Here is a 25,008-nt window from a genome sequence, read left to right as displayed (position 1 = left end):
TGGCGTTACAACTGCATAGAGTGTATAAAGAGCCATGAGCACTAAGCCCCATGAAATAATCTTTTCCATACTTTTGCCCCTTACTTTTTCACATCTACAACATGGTCAGCTTGTTTTGAGCCAATCATCTTGATAGATGCTTCATCTTTAATATCATAATAGTTCGCTGCACTGCTTGTTTGAACGTTCATGCTCCACGCAATCAATCCAACCAAAATCACAAGAAGCAGTACAGTTGCAATCAACATCCCCGTTATACCATCGATAGAGAATATACTTCTATTTTCATTCATAGAGGGCTCCTTATTTGCTTATGTTAGTGATATACGCACCAACAGCTTCTTTTTGTTTGTCGTTAAGTCTCTCAAATTTAGGCATAACACCAATAGAGCCTTTTTTACCGTTGTTAAGAACATTTGTTACTAATGCCGGTGTATATTCTACAAGATTTGGAGCAACAAACTCCATCCCTTTTCCATCAGGACCATGACAGCTTGAACATGCGCCTACAAAGATATCAGCACCATCACCCTTCATACCATTTGCAACATACGCGGAGACTGTCTCAATCTCTGCATCAGTAATGAGAGCGCCTGTGTTTGCATTGAAAAGACCATTACGATCAGGCATTGGCATCTCTGTTCCAAGAAGCTTGTAGTTTGAACCATGCTCGATAACGTATTTGACAGAAGCCGCGTCAATTCTTTTGTTAAGATTTGCTGCTTTGCCCTCAATACCATCAGCGTTGATACCATGGCAAACTTTACACTCTGCCAAGAAAACAGACTCACCCATCTCAACTAACTTATCGCCAGTAAAGTCTTTATATTTCGCTTCAAACTTAGTGTTATGTACAGCAGTATCTTCATTGTACTCGCCTATTTGAGAGTAAGAGTTTACTGGATAACCGATAGTCCAGTACCACATACCCCAAATCATAGTGAGCAAAAACATAACTGCCCAACCCATAGGCAGTTCGTTTTTATACTCACCGATTCCATCCCAATTTTCATCAGCAAGTTCACCAGATGCGTTATCCATCTGCATCTGACGTACATATTTGATTACAACAAAAACTGTAATTGTAAAAATTGCAATCGCACCTGCAATAGCTAACATATTGACTATGTCACTATTTAAACCACCCTTACTTGTTCCAACCGACAAGAAAGTAGCACCAAGCATCGCAATAACTATGATAATTCCCCAAAGATAAAGCTTATTCATATATCCCTCCTATTTCTTTGCACCCTCAAAAGGTACCTTCTCGTCTGATAGAGCTGACACTGGAGCATCATCTATATCATCTTTTAGCGCCATATTGCTATAGCTCTCGTAGTCAACTCCGTCTGCATCTCTCTTTTTTGTGTAGAGGTGATAGATGTAACCATACAACACCACAACAAGGAGAAATGTCAGTACAAAATATCCATACGCTTGAAGCTCTGCAATACTCACTTCAAACCCCTATTTAAGGCTATTCATATATGCAATCAATGCAACTATCTCAGGAATCTCACCACGAGCGACTGCATCTTTGACATCTTGATCTTTCATATCTGCAGCCACTACCTTTGCCTCTTCAAGCGCAAGAGAACGTGCCTCAGCAATACTTGATGCCATCTTTACGTTTTGCACAGAGCCATCTTTCATAGGTACATCTTGATTGTATGGAACCGCAAAGTGCTTTGCAACTGTAAGTTGCTCAGCATACACCGTGTCGATATCTGCACTATTTGTAAAGAGCCATTTGTACGCTGGCATAATTGAACCTGGAACGACACTCTGAGGGTCTTTCATATGGTTTTCATGCCAGTCGGTTGTACGGTAGTTACCCACACGCATCAAATCTGGTCCAGTTCTTTTTGAACCCCATAAAAATGGTCTATCGTATGCATATTCACCACTTAAAGAGTAGTGACCATAACGGTCTGTTTCAGACTTAAATGGACGAATAAGCTGAGAGTGACAAGCATTACAGCTGTTTTTGATGTAAACATGACGACCTGCCAACTCTAAAGTAGAGTATGGAGCAGTTCCGATAACGGGACGAGAAGCTTGAGCAAAGTTTGGAAGAATCTCAATCAAACCTGCAAACGCAATTGCTATAAAGACACCTACCGCAAAAAAGAACGGATGTTTTTCTAACCAATGAAACATATTTTATCCTTTCTATTAAGCGCCCATAGGCGATGCACTTTGAAGTTCACGCTCCTCAACAGGGCGAGAAGACATAGTTTTATAGATGTTATAAGCAAACATCAAGAAACCAACAAGATATAAAAGTCCACCAACACCACGGATAGCGTAGTAAGGATGAAGAACCGTAACTGTATCGATGAATGAGTACGCAAGGTTACCAAACTCATCGTGTGCACGCCACATCATACCCTGCGTAATACCTGCGATCCACATAGAAGAGAAGTAGAGAACAACGCCAAGTGTTTGAATCCAAAACTGTGCAGCCATAAGAGATTTTGAATAAATCTCACGCTTAAAGACACGCGGAGCCATATGGTAAAGTGAAGCCATAATCATAAAGCCAACCCAACCAAGAACACCATCATGTACGTGACCGACAATCCAGTCAGTGAAGTGTGCTATCGCGTTAACTGATTTAATCGCCTGAATCGGACCTTCTAATGTTGAGAACATATAAAAAGTCGAACCCAAAACCATAAACTTGATAAGCGGAGAAGCCGCAACTTGTTGCCACTCACCCTTCATAGTAAGAAGCATGTTTATAGCAGAGCCCCAAGATGGTAAGATAAGAACGATAGAAAAAATCGACCCCATCGTCTGCATCCAGTCTGGAACAGTTGAGTAAAGAAGGTGGTGTCCGCCTGCCCATAAATAAACAAACATCAATCCCCAGAAAGAGAGGAGTGAGAGTTTATATGAGTAGATAGCTTGACCAGACTCTTTTGGTAAAAAGTAGTAAATCATTGCAACGATAGGCACCGTAAAACCAAATGCAACCGCATTGTGCCCATACCACCACTGAACAAGCGCATCATTTGTACCTGCGTACATCGAAACAGAGTGGTACCATGCACCTATGCCGCTCTCACCTGCTGGAGAAGTAACGAAGTATGTTGGAATCTCCATGTTGTTAAAGAGATAAAGCATTGCGATACCAAGAAACGTCGCTATGTAGTACCAAACAGAGATATAGAGCGATTTTTCACGGCGAATACCGATAAGACCAAACATGCTCATACCAAAGATAACCCAAACAACAACAACGCCAACATCGATTGGCCATTCAAATTCTGCATACTCTTTTGAAGTTGTTACACCTGCAAAAAGCGAGTAAACAGCAGCAGCAACTACTATAACATAGAGCCAGAAGTGAAGTTTTCCTAGCGTCATGAGCAGTCTTGATTCTGCCATTGATACTTTTAAAACACGCTGCCCCACATAGTACCAAGTAGCAAAAACACCACTGAGCGTAAAGCCAAAGATAACTGCATCTGTATGCAGCGGACGAAGACGACTAAAGTTTGTATATTCAGCCAAACCATCTCCCAAGATGAGATTTAACCCTGGAAATGCAAGCTGAAATGCCAAAATAACACCGATGAGCATACCAACAATTCCAAAAGCGATGGTTGTAAGCATAAACATCTTAGCAATTGTATAGTCGTACTCTAATGGACGATTCTCCATATATAGCCTCCTTAAAGATTCAAAGCAATTAAGTCTAATGAAACCTTGCTAACTTCTTGTAAAATCAAAACTAAATAAACGATTCTGCAGCATAAGGAAGCTTTAGAGAGCGTGTTTTAAATTTTACAAGAAGTCTTTGCATTTATTAAACCAATCAACTGAGACATAATAACAGTATAAATGTTTAAGATTTCTTAATTATTGCCATTTTTTTGACATTTTTCAAAAAAATTTCTGTTTTTTAACACTCTATTAACAAAAAGATGTTAGTTCATAAAATTTTGTAATACTATTTGGAAGTATAAGGAGGGTAGAGCCCTATCTTTTTATCAAAGATAAGAACTCGTTGAAGATATATCTGCTCTCTTTTGGACCAGGGCTGGATTCTGGGTGGTGTTGGACTGAAAAAATCGGTGCGTCGTTGTACTTCAGTCCTTCGATTGTGTTGTCAAAAAGGTTTACGTGTGTTACCTCTGCAACCTCTGTAATGTTCTCTGGAACATTATAGTTGTGGTTTTGTGCAGTAATCTCTACCAAACCTGTTTTGATATTTTTTACAGGTTGGTTACCGCCGTGGTGACCGAACTTAAGTTTATATGTATCATAACCATGCGCGATAGAGAGAAGTTGATGTCCTAGACAAATCCCAAACATAGGAACTTTTGCGTCAATGAGCTTTTTGATTTCACGTTGCTCATTTTTAAGTACTAGCGGGTCTCCCGGACCATTGGACAAAAAGACACCGTCTATCTCTTTTGCATTGTATCTTTTAACAAGTTCATCGCCATTAAAGCTGTTTGGGATAACCTCTACGCCGATATTTGCAGCTACTAGCTCATTGAGGATATTTGTTTTAACTCCAAAATCCAAAACTACAATATTTGCCTCTGATGTCGGTGCTTCATCATACTTAAACTCTCTATCGTTGTAAACAGACTGCGCATGCTTATAGGCAACTTTTGTACTTACCTGCTCGATGTAGTTCACATCCTCTATTCTCGGGCTTGCTTCTAAAATCTTTTTAAGTTCTGCTTTGTCGCTTACCTCAGTTGAAGCTATCATCATCATAGCACCCTCGGTTCTTAGCATCTTTGTGATGTAACGTGTGTCGATATCGCAAATCCCCATAACATTTTGCTCTTTTAAAAAGTCTGCAAGCGAACCCTCTGCTCTAAAGTTTGAGTAACGCTCCTGATATTTTCGTACAATCATCCCTTTTGCGTGTGCGGCAGAGCTTTCCATATCTTCAGCATTGACACCGACATTGCCGATTTCTGGTGCAGTAAATGTAACAAACTGTCCTGCATACGATGGGTCGGACATGATTTCTTGATATCCGCTCATGGAGACGTTAAAAACTATCTCGCCAACAACAGTGCCATTCGCACCAAAACTGTTTGCCTCTAAAAAAGTTCCGTTTTCCAGATAAATCCAAGCTTTTTGTTTTAACTCTTGCATGCTCATTACTCCATACCTCTTCTTGTTAACTCTTCTTTATAAAGTTTTTCATATAAAATATCAAACTCATCTGTCCCAGGGATATATCTCTTTTTGTAAGTTTTGATTTTCTCCATGATGATATTGTCAAGCGCAGATGCCTCTGTGACAAATGATGCGATGGAGTTGTAGATAATATTTTTGATACGGTTTTCCGTTACATCAAAATGGATAAGATCCTCTTCATAGAGCTCATCCAAGATTTTGTGAGAGAGGTCAGAGTAGCGCTCTTCATAGTTAAGGATGATGCCAAACTCCGGAGCAAGCTTCTTTTTGATCATAAAAAAGAGCTGTCTCTCATCGACCAGATTAAACTCTATCTGCTCTTCATTGGCTTCACATATCTGATGTGTTTTCTCTTCAAGCGCCATCTCCTGCTTGATGTCATTTTCAAGTATCTTTTGTGCCTCTTTTGCTATAGGCTCAAGCCCTTTTGTCATCGTGACAACACCACTCTTATTTAAATCAATCGCAATCTTATTGGCTATATGAGGTATAGTTTTAAGTGATATTTTCATCCAAAGACCTTACTTGTGTAAATATAAATTTTGTGATTTTACTATAAGTAAGGTTAGTTTAGCATTAGAGGAGAGTTTTTTTGTAAAACATACTCTTCAAATTTTTCCTTTGAGAGAGGTTTTGAAAAGTGGTATCCTTGCAACATATCACACTCCTCTGAAATGAGAAAATTTTTCTGTATTTGTGTCTCTACGCCCTCTGCAACAACACTTAAACCAAGGTTTTTTGCGATGTTGAGAATTGTTTTTACCAAACTTGTATCTTGTGCTGGGTTCTCTAGCTCCATGATGAAGGATTTATCTATTTTAAGTTCATTTATGGGGATTTGACGAAGATAACTAAGCGATGAGTAACCTGTACCAAAATCATCCATAGAAAAACGGATTCCACAGTTTCTAATCTTGTTCATTGTCTCTATAAGTCGAGGAATATCTTCAGCAGCGCTCGTCTCTGTCATCTCAAAAATAAGTTTTGAACTAAGTCGCTCATCGAGATATTTTTTACATAACTTCTTTATATCTTCCACAAAAGTACTATGAAACATTTGGCGCATACTGATATTGATAGAGAGTTGCTGCAACACTATCCCTTTTTTGTCCCACTCGCTCAAAGTTTTAAATGCCTCTTCTAAAATGTAGTATCCAAGCTCAACGATAAATCCTGTCTGCTCAGAAATCGGGATAAACTCATCAGGTCCTACGCTACCTAACTGCTCATTTTGCCATCGTACAAGCACTTCACACCCTACAATTGCACCCACGCCATTGACTTGTGGCTGATAATGAAGCGCTATCTCTCTGTTTTGCAATGCAAAGCGCAAGAGCCTCTCTACTTCCAATTTTCTCTCAATTCTCACAGAGAGCTCATTGTTGAAGAGGATGACGCCATCTCTACCTTTGGACTTTGCCTCATACATAGCAATATCAGCCTCTTTGATAAGAGTATTTGCTGTTATATTTGGGTTGTCGATAATGCTCACACCAACGCTGGCACTGATGTAAAGATGGTGTCCCTCTATGATATATGTCTGTTTGATGACATGCAACAAGCCTAAAGCAAAATCATAGGCACTCTCCAAACAGCTCTCTTTATCGGCAAAGGGAGCACTCAACATACAAAATTCATCGCCTCCAAGCCTTGAGACAGTTGTTTTATGCGCTTTTGCAAGCTTGCTCATTCTTTGTGCAACTTCTATAAGAAGTTTGTCCCCAATATCGTGCCCCAATGTGTCATTAATCGTCTTGAAATGATCCAAGTCTATCAAGAGCAGATGCATACAGTTTGCTTCACTTTTTTGTGTTTTGATGGCATCTTCTATAAGTTCGACAAAATAGCGTCTATTGCCTAGTTTTGTAAGATAGTCATGGTAGGCTTCAAACTGGTTTTGTTGTAGATATTTGTAAGTATTGCGTGAGCCATAAAAAAGTACCCATGCGAGAACTATGGTCAAAACGGCGATAACATTGGAGTAAAACTTGCCAATAAGCAGAAGATAAATCGTGATAGGAAACATCGAAGATGCAAGGATAAATATGGCTAACTTTTTTTCTGACACAAGAATGGTTGTTGCAACAACAGCGACACCGAGTTGGGTAAAAATGGCAAGATAGTGCAGCTCTATATTGGAACGCAGAGTATAGACAACAAACATAATTGTCCATGAAAAGAAGTAGAAAAAGATAAAATAGCGTAGTTTTCCAAGCCAACGCTCTTTCTCTTCTATTGTATATGTCGTATCGGAATACTCTTTATAAAGTCTATAACCCCAGTAAGAGAGCGCTAGAACATATAAGTACCACAATGGTTCTGCTACATAAGAACCATACATCATACCAATAAAGATATAGGAAGTTGCAGTTGAGGCAAAAAGAGCGATAAGCACGACGATTTGTCTATGCATAAAATTATAAAAATTTATATTGTTCAGCAAAAAACTACTCTTTTTTTGTTTTTTTGTGATAATTTTATCTTATTTTTCTTAAAAATTACTTCGCTAAAAGAATTGTAAGTTCAGAAGCTTTTTTCGCTTCCATTTTACTAAGTATGGCTCCAGTCGTTTTAGGTTTGAGCGAAGAGAGAATATCTACGGCATCTTTTGCATCCATCTCAGAGAGCACGCTTGCAGCATTGGCTGCTTTCATCTTTGCAAATGTCTCTGCCATTTTGCCCATCTTAATCTCTTTGAGCTCTTTTAAAAGCTCCTCATTTTTTTGAACCATTTTTTTGATGGATTCCTCTTTAGCGCTTATCTCATTAAGCTGTTTTGTAACATTTTCTTCCTGTAGCGTAACCTTGGCTTCTCTTTTTTTCAAAAGCTCCTCGGTAGCGGTTTTTAGAGCGCTTAAAGACTGTTTTTGCTCATCTATGCGCTCTAGCTCTATCAAAAGCTCACTCTTTCTCGCTTTAAAAATCTCTGTACACTCAAAGAGTTTGTCGCTTGTCTCAAGTGCGTTTAAAGATACAAATCCCACAAGAAGCACTGTTACTATTTTTCTCATCTGTTTTTTCCCATATATGTCATAAGTGCAATCTCGTCAAGATCTTTTGCTTCCAACATCGCCTTTTTTTTGAGTTCTTGCTTTATCTCTTGGAGTTCTAAATATTGAAATTTTTCAAGCTCTATCATATCTGCTTTGAGTTGTGCTTTGGCTTGTTCTATCTGATTTTTGGCGAATGTAACCCACTCTTGATTATGTTTGATAAGTTCTCTTTGAGAGGAAAGGAGTGTTCTTGAAGCGAGCATTTGGCTCATGCTGCCTCGGCTTGGAGGGGCAATATCTTTGAGAGTGTTATAGGAGAGTTCCAGTGCGCTTGAAGCGCTGTTGAGATTTACCGTAGCCTTTTGCAAAAACCGCTCACTCTTTTGCATACTGTTTTTTTTCACTTTTACAAGCGGGCTAAAGCGGCTTTTCATAGGCTCTCTCCTTTAAGAAGGGGTTATAAAATGATAGTATCTTCTCTCTCAGGCGATGTCGAGATGATACCCACTTTTGTTTTTGTTATCTTTTCTATAACTCTAATGTACTCTTGCGCCTCTTTTGGAAGAGCATCAAAAGTTCTTGCACCCTTAGAGTTATCCCATCCTTTAAATGACTTGTAAACCGGTTTTACATCATCCAGATTTTCAGGCAGATAGTCAATCTCAACGCCCTTTAGTTCATAAGCGACACAAACCTTTACCTCGCTAAATCCATCAAGAACATCTAGTTTCATAAGGGCTAGTTCATCACAACCGTTGAGGCGGCTTGCATAGCGGCATGCGACTGCATCAAACCAGCCACATCTTCTCGGACGCCCTGTTGTTGTGCCGAACTCATGACCGTTCTCGCGAATTTTTTTGCCCTCTTCGCCCAAATCTTCACTTGGAAACGGTCCATTTCCTACACGAGTACAGTATGCTTTTACGATTCCCGTCACTTTTCCTATATCTTTAGGATTAAGTCCCAGACCAGTACATGCTCCGGCACTTACAGTTGAACTTGAAGTCACATAAGGATAAGTTCCATGGTCGATGTCTAGCATAGTCCCTTGCGCGCCCTCTAGTAGAACTCTCTTGTTCTGCTCGTCCAGTGCTTTCCAAAGAAGCTGTGTAGTGTCCGTGATAAAAGAGGAGAGTTTTGCACTATAGCCTTGAAGCTCTTCTAAAAGTGCCTCTTTGTTTGGTGTTTTTATCTCTAAAATCTCAAAAATTGCTCTGTTTTGCTCAAAATATTCAAGTACTTTATCGCAAAGTTTAGCAGGGTTTAAAAGCTCTCCGGCACGTACACCGATACGGTTAATCTTGTCAGAGTATGCAGGTCCGATGCCTTTTCCGGTTGTACCGATAGCTTTGTCACCTTTGAGCTTCTCACGTGCTTGGTCGATAAGAGAGTGGTAAGGAAGGTTTAGGTGTGCTTTGTCGGAGATAAAAAGTCTCCCCTCCAAAGCCTCAAACTGTGTCATCTCTTTGATGATGGATTCAGGAGAGAGAACAACACCATTTCCTATAACGTTGATGGCTTTTGGATTTAGGATACCCGATGGGATAAGATGCAACGCATATCTCGTGCCATCAACCCAAATCGTATGACCCGCATTGTGTCCGCCTTGGCTTCTGCAAACCATATCGTACTCTTTTGCCAGTCTATCGACGATTTTTCCTTTTCCCTCATCACCCCATTGGATGCCAACTACTAAATCTGCTTTCATTACTCTTCCTCTATTTCGCTTTAGTTTCTACTAACACATCTGTATAAATTGCAAAACCTACAGAACTTAGTTCTGCATTTTTATATCTTCCGCCTCTTGCAAAGACCTCATTATTTTGTATCACTCTAAAAAAGAGTTCATCATAGTAGAGCATTTTTGCATAGTAAAGAGGTGCTAAAACACTGTTTGGACACCCTATGGCTTCACACAAACTCTTCATCTTCTCTAACTCTGCTCTTATAGCAGGCGGAACTATCTCAAGTAGTTCATCCACTTGCTGCGGGTGTTGCAGATAGACAAGTTTTTCAAGCCAATCAACCTTAAGATTTAAAAACTTCTCAATATTTATATGTCTAAAATCATCAAGAGTTAACCCCTCAAACATCTCAACTAAAAGCTTTGGTATCATCATGTTTGAGATTTGGATAAGCGGGCGCACTTCAAGCGCTTCAAAAATTTCTATGGCAATATTTAAAACCGATGATAACTTACTCTCTCCCATAAACTCCACACCGATTTGAAACTGCTCATCTGTTGGATAGCGAAAAACCGGCTGGATATAAAACCACTTTTTATGCTCGGTGTTTCTTCCTAGTCTCTTCTCGATGATGCGTACAACATCTATGGTAGAATCGGCTCTTAGCGAGATAGAGTTGTTGTTTTCGTCATTTACCTTGATAAGCTCACGCTCATTAGCGATGCTTTTGTGCTGATGATATGAGAAGATAGGAGTGACAATCTCCTCAAATCCTTTTGCGTATAAAATATCGCTAGCGACTTTTTCTATCTCTCTTTTTATCTTTGCGCTTTTGCCAAAGTAGAGTTTTGAACCGCTAGGAATCTCGTGTTCTAGTATCATTTACCTGCCAACTTAAAATAATTTTCATTGAAAACTCTGTTTGCAGTCCCATCATACGCTCTTCTTCCAAGTTTAGCAAGAGCGAGTTCGACAGAGTTGACAACCCATGAAATCTCATAAGGAGCGATTAAACCCATCTGATTAATACGGAAAATTTTGCCCTCAAGGTGGTCTTGTCCGCCTGCAACATTTACGCCAAAGTCAGTTTTTAAGATTTTTCTGATTTGTGATGCGTTCTCATCATCAACTGTTGTCATGGAGAGTGCTGGAGTTTTTGGATAGATATGGAGACCTATCGCTTGAAGTGCAGAGATAACGGCATTTGCTCTTGTTGCAGTCTCTTCATAAAGTTTCTCTAAACCACCATTTTTCTCGATAGTCTCAAGTATCTCCAAAAGCCCGATAGTCAAAGTCGTAGCAGCCGTCCATGCGGTAGTGTTTTTTCTTTGAGACTTTATCTCCGTAGCAAGGTTGAAGTAGTAACCTCTGCCTTTGCCGATTTTCTCGATTGCAGCATTGCTAAGACCCAAAATCGCAAGCCCCGGAGGAAGCATAAGTGCTTTTTGGCTTCCCGCAATCAGACAGTCGATGTTAGCAATCTCAATCTTCTCAACCCCAACAGCAGTGATACCATCAGCGATAATCATGATGTTTGGATTGACTTCTTTTACCGCCTTTGCAATCGCTTCAACAGGATGGCGAAGTCCGCCTGCCGATTCACTTATCTGCACGGCGATAGCGTCTATGTCTGGGTTGTTTTCAACCGCTTCTACAACTGCTTCAACGCTTACGGGAGTATCCCACTCGTTGCTGATTGTAACATTTTTAAGTCCATGAGCAAGTGCGATTTTTCCAAATCTCTCGCCAAATTTTCCTGAGTTTACATTTAAAAGAGTGTTGTGGCAAAGGTTTACAACCGCCGCTTCCATCGCACCAGTACCGCTTGAAGCAAGCATAACAACCTCATCGCTTCCAAAGAGGTTAAAAAGATGTTTTCTAGTTTTTTCAAAGATAGCTTCAAATTCGGGTGTACGGTGGTGCATCGTCTCATCTGACATTGCATTGCGAACATTTTGCGGGACAGGGGTAGGACCAGGGGTAAAAAGTAACATCTGAAAATTCCTAAATAGTTGTAATTTAAAATCTGATTTTACACATTTTATTTGCATAATTACCCCTGAATTTCTCGAAAAGTTTACTTTTCGTAGCTTTAGGGGATTGCAAAGGACTTTAGTCCTTGCCACTTTATGGGCTTTGCTCATAAAGTGCGTAACATCAATCAAAACCTCGCATTATATCCAAATAACTTAAATTGGCTCTTTAGTTTTATGGTAGAATTTTGTTAAATTTTTATCATAAAGGCTCTTATGACTATTGCAGATTCCATTATTTTAGGCGTTATCGAGGGGTTTACAGAGTTTCTGCCTATCTCTTCAACGGGGCATCTTATCGTTGCTAGCGAATTTTTGGGACTAGAGCAAAATGCAATAAACAAAGCGTATGAAGTCATCATCCAGTTTTCTGCCATCTTAGCGGTTGTACTTAACTATAGAGACAAATTTACACTCCAAAAAGTTGATTTATGGGCAAAAGTTTTTTTAGCTTTTTTGCCTATAGGGGCGGTTGGATTTCTCTTCTCTTCGCAAATAAAAGCTCTTTTTGACATCACGGTTGTTGCGGTTATGTTTATCGTTGGCGGTATATTGTTTTTGATAGTAGAGAAGTTTTTCATTAAAGAGGATGCGCATACAACCCACGATGTCGAGGCGATAACACTCAAACAGTCCATGATAGTAGGCTTTGCACAGGTTTTTGCACTCATCCCAGGAACAAGCAGGGCAGGTGCTACCATCATCGGTGCTTTACTTGTCGGAATAGATAGAAAAACAAGTGCAGAGTTTAGTTTCTTGCTTGCTTTTCCTGTTATGAGCGCGGTTGCAGGGTATGATTTGCTCAAACATTATAAAGATTTCAGCGATGCAAACCTGATGGTTTTGGGTGTTGGATTTATTACCTCATTTATAGTCGCCTACATAACAATCAAACTCTTTTTAAAGTTTTTAGAGCGATTTACATTTGTCTCTTTTGGTGTCTATCGCATCATTTTTGGCGTCGCACTCCTGCTCTTTTTTAACTAAAGCGTTTGAAGAACTACTTTTGCCAGCTTGAGAGCTTTTGCACGATGCGATAGCTCTTTTTTTACATCATCATCCAACTCACCCAAAGTTTTGTCATATCCAAGCGGGATAAACATAGGGTCATACCCAAAACCTTTATCGCCTCTTGCCTCACTAATCGCCTCTCCATACATCCAACCATGTACAACATACTCCCCTTTTTTTGTCACGATGGCAATAGCGGCAGTGTAGTGGGCAGGCGAAGAAGTCGCACCTTTTGCCTTGATATCTTGTATAAGCTTGTTTAGATTATCCTTATCATTTGCATCTTTACCTGCATGTCTTGCGCTGTAAATCCCCGGGCTACCATCAAGCACATCCACGCTTATGCCGCTGTCATCTGCCATAACCACGATATCATCTCTTTTTAATGCGTTAAAAACAGCCCTTGCTTTTATAAGCGCATTCTCTTTAAAACTATTGCCATCCTCAACTATCTCAAACTCCTCCATAAGCTGACTATAGGGGATAACTTCAAAATCCTTACAAAGCGCCTGTATTTCCCTAACTTTCCCCTTATTGGAGGTTGCTAAAATGAGTTGCATTTCCTTATCCTTATGATTTACTTTAAAGATACACTTCTTTGATGGGCAAAGTTTGTGTAAACAATCTTTTTAATATAATTGCGAATTATATACTAGAACAAGGTTCTCAATGTTTAAAAAAGTATTTCCCCTCTCTGCTATTCTCTCCCTGAGATTTTTAGGTCTTTTTTTGGTTCTCCCCGTTATCTCTGTTTATGCACTTGAGCTTGAGGGCGCAACACCGCTTCTCGTGGGCATCGTAGTGGGTGGTTATGCACTCACACAAGCGCTTTTTCAAGTCCCATTTGGTTCAATGAGCGACAAAATAGGGAGAAAACCAACGCTCCTCTTTGGTCTTCTTATCTTTTTAGTAGGCTCTATCATTTGTGCTTACTCCACAGACATCTATATGTTGATGCTTGGTCGTTTTCTGCAAGGTGCCGGAGCAATCGGTTCTGTTATCACAGCTATGATTTCAGATTTGGTTTCAGAAGAGATTCGTGGTAAGGCTATGGCTATCATGGGTGCTTCTATCGCTCTGAGCTTTGCGCTTGCTATGGGTCTTGGACCAGTTCTTGGTGCAAAGTATGGCGTTGAGTTTCTCTTTATCCTCACAGCTGTTTTTGCGGTTTTAGCGATTATCTTGCTCTTTACAAAAGTACCAACTCCTCCCAAAATCAAGCATATTTACCATAAAACAACAAAGACTTCTGATATCTTAAGAGACTCAAATCTTCTCAATATGATTATCATCAACGCTATGCAAAAGGGGCTTATGACTATCGCGTTTGTCCTTATCCCTATCATCCTTACAAGTGATGCTTTTTCGTGGCAAAAGTCTGATCTTTACATGGTCTATCTGCCTGCTATGCTCTTTGGTCTCGCTGCTATGGGACCCGCGGCTGTTTTTGGTGAAAAGCACAACAAGCCTAAAGAGATATTTTTACTCTCTATCGTTTTGTTTATCGCATCCTTTTTGATCATGGGACTAAGCACTTCAAGTCTTCTTTTTGTTATAGGTGTTATCCTCTTCTTTATCGCTTTTAACATGATGGAACCGCTTGTGCAGTCGATGATAACAAAGTTTGCAAAAGTACATCAAAAAGGGGCAGCTCTTGGGATTGCGAACTCTGTTGCCTACTTTGCAACATTTATCGGAGGAACTTCAGCAGGATTACTCTTAGGTATGAGCAACAGAGAGACGATTGGTATCTCCATCGCTGCTGTTGCAGGAGTTTGGCTTTTGTGGACACTCAAGCTTCAAAATCCGACAAAATACTCTCATCTCTATCTTCCACAAGATGATGTAGATATGCACAAGTTACAAAATCTCGAAAATGCACACATCGCAGAATGGTATATCAACGATACAGAGAAACTAGTTATCATCAAGTATGCTTCTCTTGCCATCCAAAAAGATGATTTAGTAGCGCAAATCTCCAAATAACTCTTTTGAGTGCTGATACTATGAACAAGCAAATCAGCCTCAAAACTCTTCTCTCTCTTATCTTGCAGAAGAAGCCCTCCCTCATTTATGGGCAAATCGTTACACTTCTTGCCATTTTAGTGAGCATCCCCATACCACTTATGCTTCCTCTTATGGTAGATGAGATTTTAATGCAAAAACCCTCCTATATTGTTGCAACAATCAACTCTTTTATAGGCGAGACAACTGCTTTTTACTATATCGCCCTTGTTACTCTTGCTGTCGTTTTGTTGCGCTTCGCCTACTACTTACTAGGCATCATTACGACAAAAATCTTTACCCAAATCGCAAAGCATGTCACTTTTACAATACGTTCTTGGCTTATAGAGCATCTCAGAGGTGCTTCTATGAATGCGTATGAAACGCTAGGCAGTGGTGCCATCTCTTCGAACCTTATAACCGACGTCAACACACTCGATGCATTCATTATGACAGGAGCGAGCCGTTTTATCGCCTCACTACTCACTTTGGTCGCAGTTGGTCTTGTTATGATTGCCATTGACCCTATTTTAGGAGTTTTGATTCTTGTTTTACAACCTCTCATCATGCTTCTAAGCAGACAAATGTCTAAAAAAGTGGGTCTTTTAAAAAAAGAGGAGAACCAAGCTATTGAAACCTTTCAAAACAACATCAGCGAAACTCTCGAACTTTTTGGGCAGATAAAAGCGAGCAACAAAGAGAGCTATTTTTTTGGCAATGCCATCAGTGATGCAGAGGAGATTCGCGCTAAATCCAATGAGTATGGGTACAAAAGCACTGCTTACGAACGTCTCTCTTACACCATCTTTTTGGCTATGTTCGAGCTTTTGCGCGCCGCTGGACTTCTTTTGGTTGCTTATAGTGACTTGAGTATCGGGATGATGTTTGCGATGTTTGGATATATCTGGTTTATCATGACGCCTGTTCAAGATATGCTCTCTATGCAGTACAGCTACACCTCTGCAATGGCTGCTATGAAGCGTCTCAACAAGATATTTTTACTCAAAACAGAAGCAAGTGGAGATAAAAAACTAGAGGCAAATGAGGTCAATATCTCTTTAAAAAATCTCTTTTTTTCCTACTCGCACGAGAAGCAGATACTCCAAGACATATCGCTTGACATCAACGCTGGTTCCAAAATAGCACTTATTGGTGCAAGTGGAAGTGGTAAAACTACATTGGCACAAATCATTTGTGGTTTTTATGAAAAAACAAGCGGTACCTTGCGATACAATGGGCTTGACATCGAGACGCTTGAGAAAAAATCGCTACGTGAAAAAATCTTTTTAGTGCTTCAGATGCCTATTCTCTTCAATGCAACACTTAGATTTAACATCACCATGGGAGACGAGAGCATCAGTGACACCCTTATTTACAAAGCCTTAGAGATTGCCCAACTTGGCGAGATGGTTCAAACTATGAGCCAAGGGCTTGATACCATTGTAGGGCACCATGGAGTAAGGCTCTCAGGCGGACAGCGCCAAAGACTGAGCATCGCACGCATGATTATCGCCAATCCAAGCGTAGTTGTCTTTGATGAGTCCACCTCTGCGCTAGATGTCCATACAGAAGCAAAGCTCTATGCAGCCATAGCGCCACTGCTTCAAGACAAAACAGTCATCACCATTGCGCATAGGCTGAGCACGGTAAAAAATGCAGATACTATCTATGTTTTAGATAACGGAAAGATTGTGCAACAAGGAACGCATGCCGCACTCCAAGATGAAGAGGGGCACTATAAAGCTACTCTTCTATCTTTGCAATAACCAGCAACACAAGTAACAATGCAATTGCACCCAGTGTTGTGTTAAGCAGTACTATCGCGCCCACACTCAGTGCCAATGCACCATAGGCAATAATTTTATCATGGGTAAAGTACGCCATTACCGCACCAAAAAGCGCGACAACTCCAAAATAACCTAGATAGAGCATGTGTGCCATCCATGCACGTGCATCACATAAAAAAGACTTCTTTATACTCGCACACTCTGCAACAAAAGTGTTATTTGAGATATACCCCTGCTTAAAAAATGCAAAAATTGTCCCAAAGAGGAGTATGAAGAGAAAGAGTTTGCTAAGCTTGCCAAAAGCAACTCCCCTGTTTCCGCTAAAGAGTAAAAAAGCAAATCCAAACGCGATCACAACCCACAAGTTTGAAAAAAGATTAAGATACGTTTCATTTACAAAAACCATAATCGTCGTTACCGACAAAACTACAAAAAGCACTTTCTCAAACAATCCAAATGCAAGTTCGCCATAGACCCCTCTATAAAGCCATAAAAACGAGATGAAAGAGATAGAAAAAGCATAAATTTCAAAGTTTCTGTATCTTCCATCAAACGCCAAAGAGATAGTAATAATAGTTATTAAAAGTGACGTAGCATAAAAAAGAAGTGTCAATGAGGCGTCCGGACCTTTGATTTTTTTCGTAAAAATTTCTCTAAATGCTACAACTTCTACTTTTCTATCAAATGCGATATATGCAAGAGTAAAATAGTATATCAGCGCATGCACCGACATGACTAAGAACGCCCATAAAAACTCCCAAAGAGTTCTTGCCGTAACGCTATACTGCTCCAGTTGAAGCGTAAATAAAACTGCAAATAACGTATTGAGTACGCTAAATAAGATTATCTCTCTCGTCCTGATTTGCGCATTTTTAAGCAACATTGAAAAAAGCACGATAAGCGTAACGGAGCAGAGAGCCAAAAGCTTATAATTTACAAAATTAGAAACATCCCCGCCAAAAACATGCTTATCTACTCTATCTTTGTCAAAAAGCCCCCAAAAGCCGCCGACTGCGCCCTCGCTTACTCTTTTCCACGGTTGATCAAACGCTTCTATGATATTGTAGTTCCACCCATTTTTTTGCGCCAATGCAACAAACTCACGCACAAAGAGTGCTTGATTTATTTTACTTGGAAGCGCATCTTCTCTTGCTCTGCCCTCTGATGGCCAACCTGTTTCGCCTATAAGAATCTTTTTGTTTGGTAAAAGAGCGGCAACTTCTCCGCGCACATCTGCCAAATGTCCGATAGATTGGTCGATATTCATCGGGTCATCTTCCCAGTACGGCAAGATGTGAATCGTTACAAAGTCAGTGATGTCTTTAATTTGCGGATGTTTTACCCAGTACTCCCATACATCGGCGTATGTAACCTCCGTATTTGGGAGTGCCTCTTTTACCTGCTTGATATACCCTGACAACACCGCCTCTGTCGCATCGCCACGAAGCAGTACTTCATTGCCCACAATCACGCCTTTTACGATATCCTGATTCTCTTTTGCAAGTTTTATGAGTGTGGTTACCTCTTTTTGCGTCATCGCTTTGTCACTGCTCACCCATGCACCCATATACATCTCAAGACCATTTTCTCTGGCTATCTTTGGTACTATCTCCAAGCCGATAGTTGAATATGTTCTGATGCAAGTGGTATATTTTGAAAGGAGTTTTAAATCGTTACGCACCAGCTCCTCTGAGACAGCCATCCCTTTAGCGAGCGAAAAGGGGGAGTCATCTTTGCCAAAAGGAGCATAAGAGACGCATTCGAGTTTATCAAAAGAGTTTTTGCTATCTTTTAGGATAAACACCTCTCCCGCCAAATACCAAAAAAGTACTACAGCCACGATACTAGTAAAAACTGCTGCTATTTTTTTTATCACTTTGTATCCTTGTTATGTTCTAAAAAATTGTATGGGAGTGTGAATGGATGGTTTGTGAAGAGAGCTCTAAGAGAGCTCTGTTGTGTTATTTTTGAGGAAAGACATACATGTTATAGTAACGACCCTCAAACTTAGGCTCTTTATCCATAACTGCAACATCTTCCATCATCGACCAAACTTTCAAAAGAACATCTTTTGCCGCATCGGGGTTCGCCATCTCGCGCCCTTTTAAAAAGACACGGAAACGGACATGTTTGCCCTCTTCTATGAACTCTCTTGCATGCTTTACTTTGTAGTTGATGTCATTTTCGGCAATCTTAACCGAGAGCTTAATCTCTTTGACATCAATCTTAGTCTGGTTTTTCTTCTGCTCTTTGAGTTTTTTCTCTTCTTGATACTTAAACTTTCCGTAGTTCATAATTTTAGCAACAGGGGGTTTTGCATCAGGGGCTATAAGAACCAAATCTAAGCCTAACTCATTTGCTTTTTCCATAGCCACGTCAGTAGAAATAATTCCTAAAGACTCTGCTCCATCAATATTGCAACGTACCTCTGGTACACGGATATCGTCATTCATTATGACACGGTCTGTTTTTTTGCTCAAAAATTTACCTCATTTATTTTAGTTTTTATAAGGGAGAGAAATTCACTCTCACTTAGATTGTACTGCTCTCTTGTTCTTCTGTCACGAATCGCAACACTTCGAGAAGCAACCTCTTCGTCTCCCAATACTATAAGCATAGGAACTCTTGTTTTTTCCGCTGTTCTGATTCTTTTGTTCAAAGAGTCATTTTTAGAGTAGATTTCGCTATCTGCTCCTAAATCTATCAATTTATCCGCCAACTCCTTAGCATAATCGTTATGCGCAGAAGCTATCGGAATGATTGCAACTTGAGTCGGAGCGATAAACATTGGAAACTCTCCAGCGTAATGCTCTGTTAATATACCAATAAAACGCTCAAACGAACCTAAAATTGCTCTATGAATCATAACTGGCTGAATTTTGTCATTGTTCTCGCCGTTGTACTCAAGCTCAAATCTGCTAGGCAGGTTAAAATCAAGCTGAATCGTACCACACTGCCACTCACGCCCGATTGCGTCAGTGATTTTGATGTCGATTTTTGGACCGTAAAACGCTCCGCCTCCCTCATCTACTTCATAAACAAGGTTGTTTTTCTCCATCGCATTTTTAAGTGAACGTGTAGAAACTTCCCACACCTCATCACTTCCAACCGCTTTTTCTGGTCTTGTAGAGAGCATCATTTTGTAGTCAAATCCAAAAGTTGTCATGATTCTATCGACAAAATCGACAACTTCTATGATTTGCTCCTCTATTTGGTCTGCTCTACAAAAGATATGCGCATCGTCTTGCGTAAACTCACGGACACGGAAAAGTCCATGAAGCGCACCCGTCATCTCATGACGATGCACTACGCCGTACTCAAAATATTTGAGCGGAAGGTCTCTGTATGAGTGCAAATCCTCTTCATATATCTTGATATGTCCCACGCAGTTCATAGGTTTTACGCCAAACTCTAACTCATCTATGTTTGTAAAGTACATATTTTCGCCATAGTTTTGGTAGTGACCCGAAACTTTCCACAAGTCACTTCTAAGCATCTCAGGACCACGAACAGGCTCATAACCTCGTTTGCGGTGTGCCTTAAATAGAAGCGACTCAAGTCTCGCACGAAGTCTCCCGCCCGCCGGAAGCCAGATAGGAAAGCCCGCTCCGACCTCTTCACGGAAAGTAAACATCTTCATCTCGGCACCAAGTTTACGGTGGTCTCGTTTTTCAGCCTCTGCCATCATATCAAGATAGGCTTTGAGTGCCTCTTTGTCGGCAAATGCGATACCGTATATGCGTGTCAGCATCTCATTTTTGGAGTCTCCGCCAAGGTATGCACCCGCTATTTTAGTGAGTTTAAAGTAGCGAATCAACCCGACATTTGGCAAGTGTGGTCCACGGCAGAGGTCTTCAAAATCTCCCTGCTTATAGATAGAAACCGTGTCGCTCGGGATTCTTTGCATTACAAAAAGTTTGAGATGATCATCTTTGAACTTCTCTTTTGCTTCATCCATAGAGATCTCATACTTCTCTATCGCATACTTCTTTTTAGCGATGTTTAGCATCTCCTGCTCGATAGTTTTGAGGTCGCCCTCGCCTATCTCGCTTGAAGTTTTAAAGTCATAGTAAAAGCCCTCTTTTACATTTGGACCGACGAAAAATTTTGCGTCCGGATAGAGCGACTTGATGGCTTGAGCCATAAGATGTGCGGTTGAGTGTCTCAAAACATTTAACGACTCTTCCGAGTTGTCAAGATGAATCTGCTCCCCCTCAAATCCAAGCTCTTTTGCAGTCTGTATGTCTATGATTTCGCCGTTGTGTTTTATTGCTATTGCGTTCAAAATGGTCTCCTTTTTATATCTCTGTCTTTAGTATCGCACCGTTTGAAGCGTTTGAAACTAAAAGTTGGTAGCGTTTGAGCCATTTTGACTTTACATCATTTTTGTGCGGCTTATAGTTTGCTCTTCTTTTTGCTATCTCTTCATCGCTGACATTGAGCTTTAAGATGTGCTTATCGACATCAAGCTCTATCTCATCGCCATCTTCCACAAGTGCTATCAAGCCGCCCTCTGCCGCTTCAGGAGAGATATGTCCGATACTTGCACCCTTTGTAGCGCCTGAAAAACGACCATCAGTTATAAGAGCCACACTATCGCCAAGCCCCATCCCCTGAATAAGTGCAGTCGGAGCTAACATCTCTTGCATACCAGGACCGCCCTTTGGACCCTCATAGCGGATGACAACAACATTTCCGGCTTTTACTTTATGTGACATGATGCCAGTAATCGCTTCTGGCTGAGAGTTAAAGCAGATTGCAGTTCCTTTAAACTGTCTCATGTTGGCTTCGATTCCAGCCGTTTTGACAACCGCGCCCTCTAACGCCAAATTTCCAAAAAGGATAGACAATCCGCCGACTTGTGAGTAAGCATTTTCATTTGTATGGATGATACTCTCATCTAAGATTTTAGCATCTTTGATTCTCTCGCCAAGTGTTTCTCCCGTTACGGTCGGGTTCTCAAGATGAAGAAGTCCGCCTCTACGGCTAACCTCTTTCATAACCGCATTTACGCCGCCAGCACGGTTGATGTCATCCATATGAACAGTTGTTAATGACGGAGAAATCTTTGCAATATGCGCTACATTGTCAGCAATTGTGTTGATTTTTTCGATTGGGAAGTCAACACCCGCTTCTCTTGCGATAGCCAACATGTGAAGAACCGTATTTGAGCTTCCACCCATCGCCATATCTACAACAAATGCGTTGTGAACCGCTTTTTCATTAAGAACATTTTTGAGGTTGTACTTTACATCGTCCGCTTTAGCCATCTCCACGATTCTCTTTGCCGCTTTTTTTACAAGCTCGATTCTTGCAGGAGTCATCGCCAAAATAGTTCCATTCCCCGGAAGTGCTATCCCCATCGCTTCACAAAGCGTGTTCATGGAGTTTGCAGTAAACATACCAGAACAGCTTCCCCCACTCGGACATGCGTTACACTCAATATCATAAAGCTCTTCTTGACTTATCGTCCCCTCATTAAACTGTCCAACCGCCTCAAATGCCGTGGACAAATCTATCGGCGTACCATCCTTTTTATGCCCTGCCGGCATCGGACCGCCTGAAACAAAAACAGTCGGAACATTGACACGAAGCGCACCCATAATCATCCCAGGGACGATTTTGTCACAGTTTGGGATACAGATAAGCGCATCAAGTTTGTGTGCATTCATAACCGTTTCAATAGAATCAGCGATAATTTCACGAGAAGGAAGAGAATAAAGCATACCGTCATGCCCCATAGCGATACCGTCATCAACTCCAATAGTGTTAAACACAAACGGCACGCCGCCCGCTTCACGAATCGCCTCTTTTACGATTTCTCCATACTCATGTAAAAAGAAATGCCCAGGGATAATGTCGATATAACTGTTTGCTATCCCGATAAAAGGCTTGTCAAAATCTTCATCCTTTAACCCTGTCGCACGAAGCAATGAACGATGCGGTGCCTTGTCAAAACCTTTTTTTATAGTATCACTTCTCATAAAAATCCTTCATATATAGCTGTTTTCTTCTATTAATAGCGAGATTATAGCATTTTTTTCAATTTTTTTGTAAAAACTCTTTACAAACGAAAATAAAGTGGCTATAATTCCGCTCACTTAAAAAATTAAGTACACAAAATGCGGGAATAGCTCAGTGGTAGAGCACAACCTTGCCAAGGTTGGGGTCGCGAGTTCGAACCTCGTTTCCCGCTCCATAAAATATTTAAAAATATCCGATATCTTTAAAGATAAAAAAAACCCAAAGCCCGGGTGGTGAAATCGGTAGACACAAGGGATTTAAAATCCCTCGCTCGTAAGGGTGTGCCGGTTCAAGTCCGGCTTCGGGCACCACTATTATAAAAATCGGTTGAAACTGGTGCCATCGCCAAGTGGTAAGGCCGCAGCCTGCAAAGCTGCTATCCCCAGTTCAAATCTGGGTGGCACCTCCAGAATTTTATAGTAACTTCTTTTTTTACAAACGTGGATCTTTGGCTGAGTTGGTCGATAGCACCGGTCTTGAAAACCGGCGAGGGTTATACCTCCCAGAGTTCGAATCTCTGAGGGTCCACCACATTTTTACACAACCCCCTTTAACACGACACTTTCAGACATTTTTCATAACTAATTCTTATATCAATAACTTTATTCTATCTATTCACTATTCCAATATTTTTTTACTTTTAGAACAATTTTAGTCGCAGTTTTGTCTCTATAAAAATGTAATCATTCGATGGGAGCGCTGTTTGAGATTCTGGGCAACTCGCCGGTCTAGTTTGTCAGATTATTGTGATTTTTATGTGAAATTGGTTGCAGTTTAAATTGGCGCGTTACTTTACTCAAAATATGTTATTATGGTATCCGTATTCAATTAAACAATAATTGTTTACAAAAGGATAAAAATGTTGAAAACAACTTTACTCTTACCTCTTATCTTTGCTATGTCTAATGCAAGTGAACTTAACTATAAGTTTTCATATAAAATAACAAATGGTAATAATCTGATAACCTCCGAATATTTTATCAATGATCCGAAAGAAACACATCATATTTTAAGAGGGCGTGATAATGCATATTTAAATTATACATGTGAAAAGAATGATAGCTCTATGCAAAAAACTATAACAAATAAGATTCTGAATGCTGATAATACCTTTACACTACTTTGTCAACCTGTTGTCGATAATTCACTTTCCTGCACGGTTAAAGTATATACCGTAACTGAATATGATGAAAAAATTCGTAAAGCATATGACAACAGTGAATGTATTAATATTTCTCCAAAACAAAATGAGTTTAAAAAAACTTTTTCGACAATTTCAGGCGAAGATGGTAATCTAGAAATTGGTAATGGATATACAATTTCTTATAAGTTTATTAACATAAATTAAGTTTAGAATGAAACAGTGTAGTAATTATTATATCAAATCTTAAATGACCACACTTATGTAATACAAGAAGTTTTTAACTATAGCATATTGATTTAACGACGCATATATGTTGCCATGCATAAAAAACAATGTTACAATATAAAAAATTGAGTAAGTTACGGGTTAACAATTATGAATGAACATTACAAGGAAATAGCACAAAACTTTAACAAAGTGTGGAAATTCTCTGACAACTATAAAAGCTGGGCTGTTGAAAAAATAGGTAATTATTTAAAACTTAATAGTAGTGATATTTTTGTAGATATAGGTGGAGGAACTGGAATATTTACCAGTATGATAACTAATCAATTTAATCCCAATAAAGCATACTGTGTGGAACCAGAAAAAAGTATGTGCGATATAGCCAAACAATATCCTAATTTTGAAACAATATGTTCTGATGCATTTTACTTTATTAATAACCTAAAATACAAATACTCTAAAATATTATTTAAAGAAGTTATTCACCACATTGATAATAGAAAAAAATTATGGAATGATATATTTAATACAATAGAAGATGATGGTGTAGTTTTAATATATACAAGACCTCAAAATATCAAGTTTCCTCTATTTCAAAAAGCAAAAGATGAATTCTATAAAAATCAACCTCACTACGACCTCATTGTGAATGAATTAAAAAGCATTGGCTTTAATGTCAAAGTTTCAGTTGAAAGCTTTACCTTTGAATTGCCAGAAGAAGAATGGCATGCTATGCTCCGAGCAAGGTTTATGTCTGATTTGAGTGTATTTAGTGACGAAGAGATTAGTGATGGTATTGAAGAACTAAAAAATAATTATAATTCAAATACTTATATTATGGAAGATGAAATTATATTTATAGAAGCTTACAAATAGGGACCGTTCAGAATTCTGTGTCAATCGGGTAAAATAACAAATACCCAAGGACGC

General features: G+C 39.8%; 23 protein-coding genes and 4 tRNA genes. 9 read left to right on the top strand and 18 right to left on the bottom strand.

Annotated elements, in window-relative coordinates:
- Positions 1-80: 80 nt before the first annotated feature.
- The 13 genes from AC6H4V_RS00560 to AC6H4V_RS00500 form a co-directional block, all read right to left on the bottom strand.
- Positions 81-293 carry a DUF4006 family protein gene (locus AC6H4V_RS00560; RefSeq protein WP_428728751.1) on the bottom strand — a complete coding sequence of 71 codons (213 nt, stop codon included), beginning with the start codon at positions 291-293 and terminating at the stop codon, positions 81-83.
- A gap of 10 nt (positions 294-303) precedes the next feature.
- Positions 304-1,227 (bottom strand): c-type cytochrome, encoded by a 924-nt coding sequence (locus AC6H4V_RS00555; RefSeq protein ID WP_428728750.1) that lies wholly within the window; start codon positions 1,225-1,227, stop codon positions 304-306.
- A 9-nt stretch (positions 1,228-1,236) separates the two neighbouring features.
- Positions 1,237-1,458, bottom strand: a complete 222-nt coding sequence (locus AC6H4V_RS00550) for a cytochrome c oxidase, cbb3-type, CcoQ subunit (protein ID WP_497607070.1) — start codon at positions 1,456-1,458, stop codon at positions 1,237-1,239.
- A 9-nt stretch (positions 1,459-1,467) separates the two neighbouring features.
- Positions 1,468-2,160 (bottom strand): cytochrome-c oxidase, cbb3-type subunit II, encoded by a 693-nt coding sequence (ccoO, locus tag AC6H4V_RS00545; protein ID WP_428728748.1) that lies wholly within the window; start codon positions 2,158-2,160, stop codon positions 1,468-1,470.
- Between the two features lie 15 nt (positions 2,161-2,175).
- Entirely contained in the window at positions 2,176-3,669 is a 1,494-nt protein-coding gene (gene ccoN, locus AC6H4V_RS00540; RefSeq protein WP_428728747.1) for a cytochrome-c oxidase, cbb3-type subunit I, read from the bottom strand.
- Between the two features lie 318 nt (positions 3,670-3,987).
- Entirely contained in the window at positions 3,988-5,133 is a 1,146-nt protein-coding gene (gene carA, locus AC6H4V_RS00535; RefSeq protein ID WP_497607069.1) for a glutamine-hydrolyzing carbamoyl-phosphate synthase small subunit, read from the bottom strand.
- Positions 5,133-5,684, bottom strand: coding sequence for a DUF507 family protein (locus AC6H4V_RS00530; protein WP_428728745.1), 552 nt, complete (start codon positions 5,682-5,684; stop codon positions 5,133-5,135). Before AC6H4V_RS00530 ends, carA begins: the two co-directional genes overlap by 1 nt.
- 53 nt (positions 5,685-5,737) lie before the next feature.
- Positions 5,738-7,585, bottom strand: a complete 1,848-nt coding sequence (locus tag AC6H4V_RS00525; RefSeq protein ID WP_497607068.1) for a putative bifunctional diguanylate cyclase/phosphodiesterase — start codon at positions 7,583-7,585, stop codon at positions 5,738-5,740.
- Positions 7,586-7,670: 85 nt separating this feature from the next.
- Positions 7,671-8,183 carry a MotE family protein gene (locus AC6H4V_RS00520; protein WP_497607067.1) on the bottom strand — a complete coding sequence of 171 codons (513 nt, stop codon included), beginning with the start codon at positions 8,181-8,183 and terminating at the stop codon, positions 7,671-7,673.
- Complete coding sequence (locus AC6H4V_RS00515; RefSeq protein WP_428728742.1) at positions 8,180-8,599, bottom strand: flagellar export protein FliJ; 420 nt, start codon at positions 8,597-8,599, stop codon at positions 8,180-8,182. The genes AC6H4V_RS00520 and AC6H4V_RS00515 overlap by 4 nt, the downstream gene beginning before the upstream one ends.
- 23 nt (positions 8,600-8,622) lie before the next feature.
- Positions 8,623-9,873, bottom strand: coding sequence for an adenylosuccinate synthase (locus AC6H4V_RS00510; RefSeq protein WP_497607066.1), 1,251 nt, complete (start codon positions 9,871-9,873; stop codon positions 8,623-8,625).
- A 10-nt stretch (positions 9,874-9,883) separates the two neighbouring features.
- Positions 9,884-10,732 carry an ATP phosphoribosyltransferase regulatory subunit gene (locus AC6H4V_RS00505; protein ID WP_497607065.1) on the bottom strand — a complete coding sequence of 283 codons (849 nt, stop codon included), beginning with the start codon at positions 10,730-10,732 and terminating at the stop codon, positions 9,884-9,886.
- Positions 10,729-11,844 (bottom strand): pyridoxal-phosphate-dependent aminotransferase family protein, encoded by a 1,116-nt coding sequence (locus tag AC6H4V_RS00500; RefSeq protein ID WP_497607064.1) that lies wholly within the window; start codon positions 11,842-11,844, stop codon positions 10,729-10,731. The genes AC6H4V_RS00505 and AC6H4V_RS00500 overlap by 4 nt, the downstream gene beginning before the upstream one ends.
- Positions 11,845-12,099: 255 nt before the next feature.
- On the opposite strand from AC6H4V_RS00500, the gene AC6H4V_RS00495 reads away from it, so the two are divergent.
- Positions 12,100-12,870 (top strand): undecaprenyl-diphosphate phosphatase, encoded by a 771-nt coding sequence (locus AC6H4V_RS00495; RefSeq protein ID WP_497607063.1) that lies wholly within the window; start codon positions 12,100-12,102, stop codon positions 12,868-12,870.
- Here AC6H4V_RS00495 and rdgB read toward each other — a convergent pair.
- The gene (rdgB, locus tag AC6H4V_RS00490; RefSeq protein ID WP_497607062.1) at positions 12,867-13,454 is read right to left on the bottom strand and encodes an RdgB/HAM1 family non-canonical purine NTP pyrophosphatase; all 588 of its coding nucleotides are present in this window, start codon (positions 13,452-13,454) and stop codon (positions 12,867-12,869) included. The genes AC6H4V_RS00495 and rdgB overlap by 4 nt on opposite strands.
- Before the next feature lie 109 nt (positions 13,455-13,563).
- Here rdgB and AC6H4V_RS00485 point away from each other — a divergent pair, with 109 nt between their 5' ends.
- Together AC6H4V_RS00485 and AC6H4V_RS00480 are read left to right on the top strand one after the other, a co-directional pair.
- Positions 13,564-14,880 (top strand): MFS transporter, encoded by a 1,317-nt coding sequence (locus AC6H4V_RS00485; RefSeq protein WP_497607061.1) that lies wholly within the window; start codon positions 13,564-13,566, stop codon positions 14,878-14,880.
- 20 nt (positions 14,881-14,900) lie between these two features.
- The gene (locus AC6H4V_RS00480) at positions 14,901-16,664 is read left to right on the top strand and encodes an ABC transporter ATP-binding protein (protein WP_497607939.1); all 1,764 of its coding nucleotides are present in this window, start codon (positions 14,901-14,903) and stop codon (positions 16,662-16,664) included.
- On the opposite strand, the gene AC6H4V_RS00475 is transcribed toward AC6H4V_RS00480, so the two are convergent.
- The 4 genes from AC6H4V_RS00475 to ilvD form a co-directional block, all read right to left on the bottom strand.
- Complete coding sequence (locus AC6H4V_RS00475) at positions 16,642-18,561, bottom strand: glycoside hydrolase family 17 protein (RefSeq protein ID WP_497607060.1); 1,920 nt, start codon at positions 18,559-18,561, stop codon at positions 16,642-16,644. The genes AC6H4V_RS00480 and AC6H4V_RS00475 overlap by 23 nt on opposite strands.
- A gap of 85 nt (positions 18,562-18,646) precedes the next feature.
- Positions 18,647-19,138, bottom strand: coding sequence for a translation initiation factor IF-3 (gene infC, locus AC6H4V_RS00470; protein WP_428728951.1), 492 nt, complete (start codon positions 19,136-19,138; stop codon positions 18,647-18,649).
- Between the two features lie 23 nt (positions 19,139-19,161).
- Positions 19,162-20,970: a threonine--tRNA ligase gene (gene thrS / locus AC6H4V_RS00465; RefSeq protein ID WP_497607059.1), complete on the bottom strand. Its 1,809-nt coding sequence runs from the start codon at positions 20,968-20,970 to the stop codon at positions 19,162-19,164.
- Positions 20,971-20,983: 13 nt separating this feature from the next.
- Complete coding sequence (ilvD, locus tag AC6H4V_RS00460) at positions 20,984-22,669, bottom strand: dihydroxy-acid dehydratase (RefSeq protein WP_497607058.1); 1,686 nt, start codon at positions 22,667-22,669, stop codon at positions 20,984-20,986.
- A 140-nt stretch (positions 22,670-22,809) separates the two neighbouring features.
- Here ilvD and AC6H4V_RS00455 point away from each other — a divergent pair.
- The 6 genes from AC6H4V_RS00455 (at position 22,810) to AC6H4V_RS00430 (ending at position 24,954) form a co-directional block, all read left to right on the top strand.
- Positions 22,810-22,884 (top strand) — tRNA-Gly (locus AC6H4V_RS00455).
- A gap of 49 nt (positions 22,885-22,933) precedes the next feature.
- Positions 22,934-23,020, top strand: a tRNA-Leu gene (locus tag AC6H4V_RS00450).
- Positions 23,021-23,044: 24 nt separating this feature from the next.
- Positions 23,045-23,118, top strand: a tRNA-Cys gene (locus tag AC6H4V_RS00445).
- Between the two features lie 33 nt (positions 23,119-23,151).
- Positions 23,152-23,240 (top strand) — tRNA-Ser (locus tag AC6H4V_RS00440).
- Positions 23,241-23,568: 328 nt separating this feature from the next.
- The gene (locus AC6H4V_RS00435) at positions 23,569-24,057 is read left to right on the top strand and encodes a hypothetical protein (RefSeq protein WP_497607057.1); all 489 of its coding nucleotides are present in this window, start codon (positions 23,569-23,571) and stop codon (positions 24,055-24,057) included.
- A gap of 171 nt (positions 24,058-24,228) precedes the next feature.
- Positions 24,229-24,954: a class I SAM-dependent methyltransferase gene (locus AC6H4V_RS00430; RefSeq protein ID WP_497607056.1), complete on the top strand. Its 726-nt coding sequence runs from the start codon at positions 24,229-24,231 to the stop codon at positions 24,952-24,954.
- The last annotated feature ends 54 nt before the right edge of the window (positions 24,955-25,008 follow it).

It is taken from the genome of Sulfurimonas lacustris (assembly GCF_059705355.1).
The sequence above is the reverse complement of the archived record's forward strand: the minus strand, read 5'-3'. Positions and strand labels throughout refer to the sequence as shown.

Excerpts from the sequence above, each read along its gene's own strand:
- AC6H4V_RS00525 (WP_497607068.1), bottom strand. The coding sequence starts at position 7,585 with ATGCATAGACAAATCGTCGTGCTTATCGCTCTTTTTGCCTCAACTGCA.
- AC6H4V_RS00520 (WP_497607067.1), bottom strand. The coding sequence starts at position 8,183 with ATGAGAAAAATAGTAACAGTGCTTCTTGTGGGATTTGTATCTTTAAAC.
- ilvD (WP_497607058.1), bottom strand. The coding sequence starts at position 22,669 with ATGAGAAGTGATACTATAAAAAAAGGTTTTGACAAGGCACCGCATCGT.
- ccoN (WP_428728747.1), bottom strand. The coding sequence starts at position 3,669 with ATGGAGAATCGTCCATTAGAGTACGACTATACAATTGCTAAGATGTTT.
- ccoO (WP_428728748.1), bottom strand. The coding sequence starts at position 2,160 with ATGTTTCATTGGTTAGAAAAACATCCGTTCTTTTTTGCGGTAGGTGTC.
- AC6H4V_RS00485 (WP_497607061.1), top strand. The coding sequence starts at position 13,564 with ATGTTTAAAAAAGTATTTCCCCTCTCTGCTATTCTCTCCCTGAGATTT.
- AC6H4V_RS00555 (WP_428728750.1), bottom strand. The coding sequence starts at position 1,227 with ATGAATAAGCTTTATCTTTGGGGAATTATCATAGTTATTGCGATGCTT.
- infC (WP_428728951.1), bottom strand. The coding sequence starts at position 19,138 with ATGAATGACGATATCCGTGTACCAGAGGTACGTTGCAATATTGATGGA.
- AC6H4V_RS00505 (WP_497607065.1), bottom strand. The coding sequence starts at position 10,732 with ATGATACTAGAACACGAGATTCCTAGCGGTTCAAAACTCTACTTTGGC.
- AC6H4V_RS00495 (WP_497607063.1), top strand. The coding sequence starts at position 12,100 with ATGACTATTGCAGATTCCATTATTTTAGGCGTTATCGAGGGGTTTACA.
- AC6H4V_RS00560 (WP_428728751.1), bottom strand. The coding sequence starts at position 293 with ATGAATGAAAATAGAAGTATATTCTCTATCGATGGTATAACGGGGATG.
- AC6H4V_RS00510 (WP_497607066.1), bottom strand. The coding sequence starts at position 9,873 with ATGAAAGCAGATTTAGTAGTTGGCATCCAATGGGGTGATGAGGGAAAA.
- rdgB (WP_497607062.1), bottom strand. The coding sequence starts at position 13,454 with ATGCAACTCATTTTAGCAACCTCCAATAAGGGGAAAGTTAGGGAAATA.
- AC6H4V_RS00500 (WP_497607064.1), bottom strand. The coding sequence starts at position 11,844 with ATGTTACTTTTTACCCCTGGTCCTACCCCTGTCCCGCAAAATGTTCGC.
- AC6H4V_RS00480 (WP_497607939.1), top strand. The coding sequence starts at position 14,901 with ATGAACAAGCAAATCAGCCTCAAAACTCTTCTCTCTCTTATCTTGCAG.
- carA (WP_497607069.1), bottom strand. The coding sequence starts at position 5,133 with ATGAGCATGCAAGAGTTAAAACAAAAAGCTTGGATTTATCTGGAAAAC.
- AC6H4V_RS00435 (WP_497607057.1), top strand. The coding sequence starts at position 23,569 with ATGTTGAAAACAACTTTACTCTTACCTCTTATCTTTGCTATGTCTAAT.
- AC6H4V_RS00530 (WP_428728745.1), bottom strand. The coding sequence starts at position 5,684 with ATGAAAATATCACTTAAAACTATACCTCATATAGCCAATAAGATTGCG.
- AC6H4V_RS00515 (WP_428728742.1), bottom strand. The coding sequence starts at position 8,599 with ATGAAAAGCCGCTTTAGCCCGCTTGTAAAAGTGAAAAAAAACAGTATG.
- AC6H4V_RS00430 (WP_497607056.1), top strand. The coding sequence starts at position 24,229 with ATGAATGAACATTACAAGGAAATAGCACAAAACTTTAACAAAGTGTGG.